The sequence below is a fragment of the Streptomyces hygroscopicus subsp. hygroscopicus genome, assembly GCF_001553455.1.
GTDB classification, from domain to species: domain Bacteria; phylum Actinomycetota; class Actinomycetes; order Streptomycetales; family Streptomycetaceae; genus Streptomyces; species Streptomyces hygroscopicus.
Genome location: NZ_BBOX01000550.1, coordinates 1 through 4,509, shown reverse-complemented (window position 1 = coordinate 4,509; position 4,509 = coordinate 1). Strand labels below are relative to the sequence as shown.

Below are 4,509 nucleotides of genomic sequence, written 5' to 3'. Positions count from 1 at the left end.
CGGGACGGTCGGTAACGGACGCGGCCGGAGCAGGGCGGGCACGGCCGCCGTACCGGTACGTGGTGCGGCGGGCGGCCTCGGCGCTGGTGCGCACCGGCGCGTACGCCTGTTTCGCGGCGTGTGCCGCGGCCGTGGCGTACGGCATCTATCTGATCGTCGCCTGATGACCTGACGTCCCCATCGACCCACCGGCCGCCGGGTGGCGGCGCTGACCAGCGCCGACCGTCCGGCGGCCGTTCGCGGTGCGGCCGTTGCCTGTGGGCCTCGGCACACTGGGGCGTTACGGGTCATGGGCGAGTTGACGGCCCTTCGCGGCCCATGGTGGACTTCCCCAGCCAAACGGCGGCAGGAGAGGAAGCCGGTGAGAATCCGGCGCGGTCCCGCCACTGTCACCGGGGAGCGCCCTCCCATCGCCTGTATGGGGTCACGGCTCGTCCGTACGGTTCGTTCCGTACGCGGGGCTGGAAGACCGGGAGGGCCGCGGATCCGGGAGCCAGGAGACTCTCACCGCCGGTCACGTCGAACCAGGGCGAGGACCCTGAGTGAGGACATACCGCCATGCCCGGCACCGCCACGCCGCCAGCCCGCTCCGTCCGTGCTGATTGTTCTGGTCGCTCTGGTCTCTCTGGTCGCCCTCTCCTCCGTGCCGCCGGCCCGGCCCGCGCCGCGTCACGCCGGGGCACGACGGCGGCCTGACGGATGACTGACCACGCCTCGTTCGCCTGCGGCGCGGCCCTCGGCTTCCTCGGTGATCTCGCCACGGGCGATCCGCGCCGCGGCCATCCGGTGGCCGCGTTCGGGCGCGCCGCCGCGGCCGCCGAGCGCCGGCTGTGGCGCGACCACCGCGGTTACGGGGCCCTGCACACCGCGCTGTGCGCGGGCGGCGCGGCCGCCGGTGCCGCGCTGCTGACCCGCGCGGTACGGGCGCTCGGCGGACGCGGTGGCGCCCAGGCCGCGCTGACCGCCGCCGCCACCTGGGCGGTGCTGGGCGGTACGACGCTGGGCCGGGAGGCACGGGCCGTCGGCGGGGCGCTGACCGCGGGGGACCTCGAGGCCGCCCGGGAGCGGCTGCCGCATCTGTGCGGCCGCGATCCGCAGGCGCTGGACGGGCCGCAGATCGCCCGCGCGGTCGTCGAGTCGGTCGCCGAGAACACCTCGGACGCCGTCGTGGGCGCGCTGGTGTGGGGGGCCGTGGGCGGAGTGCCGGGGCTCATCGGCTTCCGCGCGGTCAACACCCTGGACGCCATGGTGGGTCACAGGTCGCCGCGTTACCGGCGGTTCGGCTGGGCGGCGGCCCGGGTGGACGATGTGGCCGGCTGGCCCGGTGCGCGCCTTACGGCGGCCCTGGCGACCCTGGCGGGCCCCGATCCGCGCGGCGCGTGGCACGCCTGGCGGCGCGACGGCCGGCGCCATCCGAGCCCCAACGCGGGCCCCGTGGAGGCGTCCTTCGCGGGCGCGCTCGGCGTACGGCTGGGCGGCACCCTCGCCTACGGCGGCCGGATCGAGCACCGGCCGGTGCTCAACTCCGGCGGGCGGCCGGTGGAAGCGGCGGACATCGAGCGGGCCATACGGCTGTCCCGGCGCGTCGGCGTCCTGGCGCTCGGCGTGTCGGTGGCGGCCCGACCGGTCCTGAGGGCGTTGACGAGGCGGCCCGGGGCCGTGGGAAGGGGCGGTGGATGAGCGGGATACGCGGTCAGGGCGGCACGGGCGGCTCTGGGGCGCGGGGCGGGGGGCTGCTCGTCGCGGGCACGACCTCGGACGCGGGCAAGAGCGTGGTGACGGCCGGGATCTGCCGGTGGCTCGCCCGTAAGGGCGTCAGCGTGGCGCCCTTCAAGGCCCAGAACATGTCGCTCAACTCCTTCGTCACCCGGGACGGCGCGGAGATCGGGCGGGCGCAGGCGATGCAGGCCGCCGCCGCCCGCGTCGAGCCGAGCGCGCTGATGAACCCGGTCCTGCTGAAGCCGGGCAGCGACCGCAGCAGCCAAGTGGTGCTGCTGGGCAAGCCGGTGGGCGAGCTGAGCGCCCGCGGGTACTTCGGGGGGGCCGGGCCCGCGGCGCGCCCGCTGCCGGGCGCGGTGGCCCCCGGGGAGACGGCGTCCTGGGGACGCCGGGAGGCGCTGCTGGGGACCGTCACGGAGTGCCTGGAGGAGCTGCGGCGCACCCATGACGCGGTGATCTGCGAGGGCGCGGGCAGTCCGGCCGAGATCAATCTGCGCCGCACCGACATCGTCAACCTGGGGCTGGCGCGGGCCGCGGGGCTTCCGGTCGTGGTGGTCGGGGACATCGACCGCGGCGGCGTCTTCGCGTCCTTCTTCGGCACCACCGCGCTGCTGTCGACGGCGGACCAGCGGCACGTCGCCGCCTACCTGGTGAACAAGTTCCGCGGCGATGTGAGCCTCCTGGAGCCCGGTCTGGAGATGCTGCGCGACCTCACCGGCCGCCCGACCCTGGGTGTGCTGCCGTTCGCCCACGGGCTGGGCATCGACGAGGAGGACGGGCTGCGGGTGTCGCTGCGCGGCACGGTGCGGGAGAGCGTCGTGGCGCCGCCGCACGGCGCGGACGTCCTGCGGGTCGCGGTCGCCGCCGTCCCGCTGATGTCCAACTTCACGGACGTGGACGCGCTGGCCGCGGAGCCGGGGGTGGTCGTGCGGTTCGTGGACCGGCCCGAGGAGCTGGCCGACGCCGATCTGGTGGTGCTGCCGGGCACCCGGGGCACCGTAAGGGCGCTGGAGTGGCTGCGTGCGCGCGGGCTGGCCGGGGCGATCGCCCGGCGGGCCGCCGAGGGCCGTCCGGTGCTGGGCATCTGCGGCGGTTTCCAGGCGCTCGGGGAACGCATCGAGGACGAGGTCGAGTCCAAGGCCGGGACGGTCGCCGGGCTCGGGCTGCTGCCGGTACGGGTGCGGTTCGCGGTGGAGAAGACCCTGGCCCGGCCGGTGGGCGAGGCGCTCGGGGAGCGGGTGGAGGGCTACGAGATCCACCACGGGGTCGCCGAGCTGCTGGACGGGGCCGACGAACCCTTCCTGGACGGCTGCCGGGTGGGCTCGGTGTGGGGCACCCACTGGCACGGCTCGTTGGAGAGCGACGGCTTCCGGCGCGCGTTCCTGCGGCGGGTGGCCGACGCGGCGGGCCGGGCGTTCGTCCCGGCGCCGGACACCCGCTTCGGCGAGCTGCGCGAGGAGCAGCTCGACCGCCTCGGCGACCTGATCGAGGAGCACGCCGACACGGCCGCGCTGCTGCGGCTCATCGAGGACGGCGTGCCGCAGGACCTGCCCTTCGTCCCTCCGGGGGTGCCGGAGGCAACAGCCTGACCAACACCGGCACCGGCACCGCTCCCGGCACCGGATCCGACCGCCCACGCATCCCAGGAGGTACCGCCGCGTGACCACCACCTACCCCTTCAGCGCGATCGTCGGCATGGACGGTCTGCGGCTGGCCCTGCTCCTCAACGCCGTCTCACCCGCCGTGGGCGGCGTCCTGGTGCGCGGGGAGAAGGGCACGGCCAAGAGCACCGCCGTAAGGGCGATCGCCTCGCTGCTGCCCGAGGTGGACGTGGTGGCCGGGTGCCGGTTCTCCTGCGATCCGGCCGCACCCGACCCGTCCTGCCCGGACGGGCCCCATGAGCCGGACACCGGCGAGGCGCGGCCCGCGCGGATGGTCGAACTGCCCGTGGGCGCCTCCGAGGACCGGCTGGTCGGCGCCCTGGACATCGAGCGGGCGCTGTCGGACGGGGTGAAGGCGTTCGAGCCCGGACTGCTCGCGGACGCCCACCGCGGGGTGCTCTACGTCGACGAGGTCAACCTGCTGCACGACCATCTGATCGACCTGCTGCTCGACGCCGCCGCCATGGGCGCCTCCTACGTGGAGCGCGAGGGGGTGTCCGTACGGCATGCCGCGCGCTTCCTCCTGGTGGGCACCATGAACCCCGAGGAGGGCGAGCTGCGGCCGCAGTTGCTGGACCGCTTCGGCCTCACGGTGGAGGTCGCGGCGTCCCGGGACACCGATGAGCGGGTCGAGGTGGTGCGGCGGCGGCTGGCGTACGACGAGGACCCCGAGGGGTTCGCGGCGCGCTGGGCGGCGGACGAGGACGCCCTGCGGGAGCGCATCGCCGCGGCGCGCGCCCTGCTGCCGGGGGTGCGGCTGGGCGACCGGGCGCTGCGGCAGATCGCGGCGGTGTGCGCCGGGTTCGAGGTGGACGGGATGCGCGCGGACATCGTGACGGCCCGTACGGCGACCGCGCTGGCCGCCTGGGCGGGGCGCGCCGACGTCCGCACCGAGGACGTGCGGGGGGCGGCGCTGCTGGCGCTGCCGCACCGCCGGCGGCGGGCCCCGTTCGACGCGCCGGGGCTCGACGAGGACAAACTCGACGAGATCCTGCGGCGGTTCGAGGAGGAGGACCCGGAGCCGGAGCCGGACCCGGACCCGGGTCCCGAAGGCCCGGACGACGGGCCGGACGGCTCCGGCCCCGAGGGGCCGGGCGGCGCCGACGACCCCGGAGGCCGCCCCGAGGGG

General features: G+C 76.2%; 3 protein-coding genes and 1 riboswitch. All 3 genes read left to right on the top strand.

Annotation, left to right across the window (positions count from 1 at the left end):
* The first annotated feature begins 351 nt into the window (after positions 1-351).
* Positions 352-504, top strand: a riboswitch (cobalamin riboswitch).
* 195 nt (positions 505-699) lie between these two features.
* On the top strand, positions 700-1,680 hold the full coding sequence (locus AXW62_RS38505; RefSeq protein ID WP_060948444.1) for a cobalamin biosynthesis protein: 981 nt from the start codon (positions 700-702) through the stop codon (positions 1,678-1,680).
* Positions 1,677-3,308: a cobyric acid synthase gene (locus tag AXW62_RS38500; protein WP_107406402.1), complete on the top strand. Its 1,632-nt coding sequence runs from the start codon at positions 1,677-1,679 to the stop codon at positions 3,306-3,308. The genes AXW62_RS38505 and AXW62_RS38500 overlap by 4 nt, the downstream gene beginning before the upstream one ends.
* A gap of 70 nt (positions 3,309-3,378) precedes the next feature.
* The coding region (locus AXW62_RS38495) for a magnesium chelatase ATPase subunit I (RefSeq protein ID WP_159061072.1) at positions 3,379-4,509 on the top strand (1,131 nt) is incomplete at its 3' end.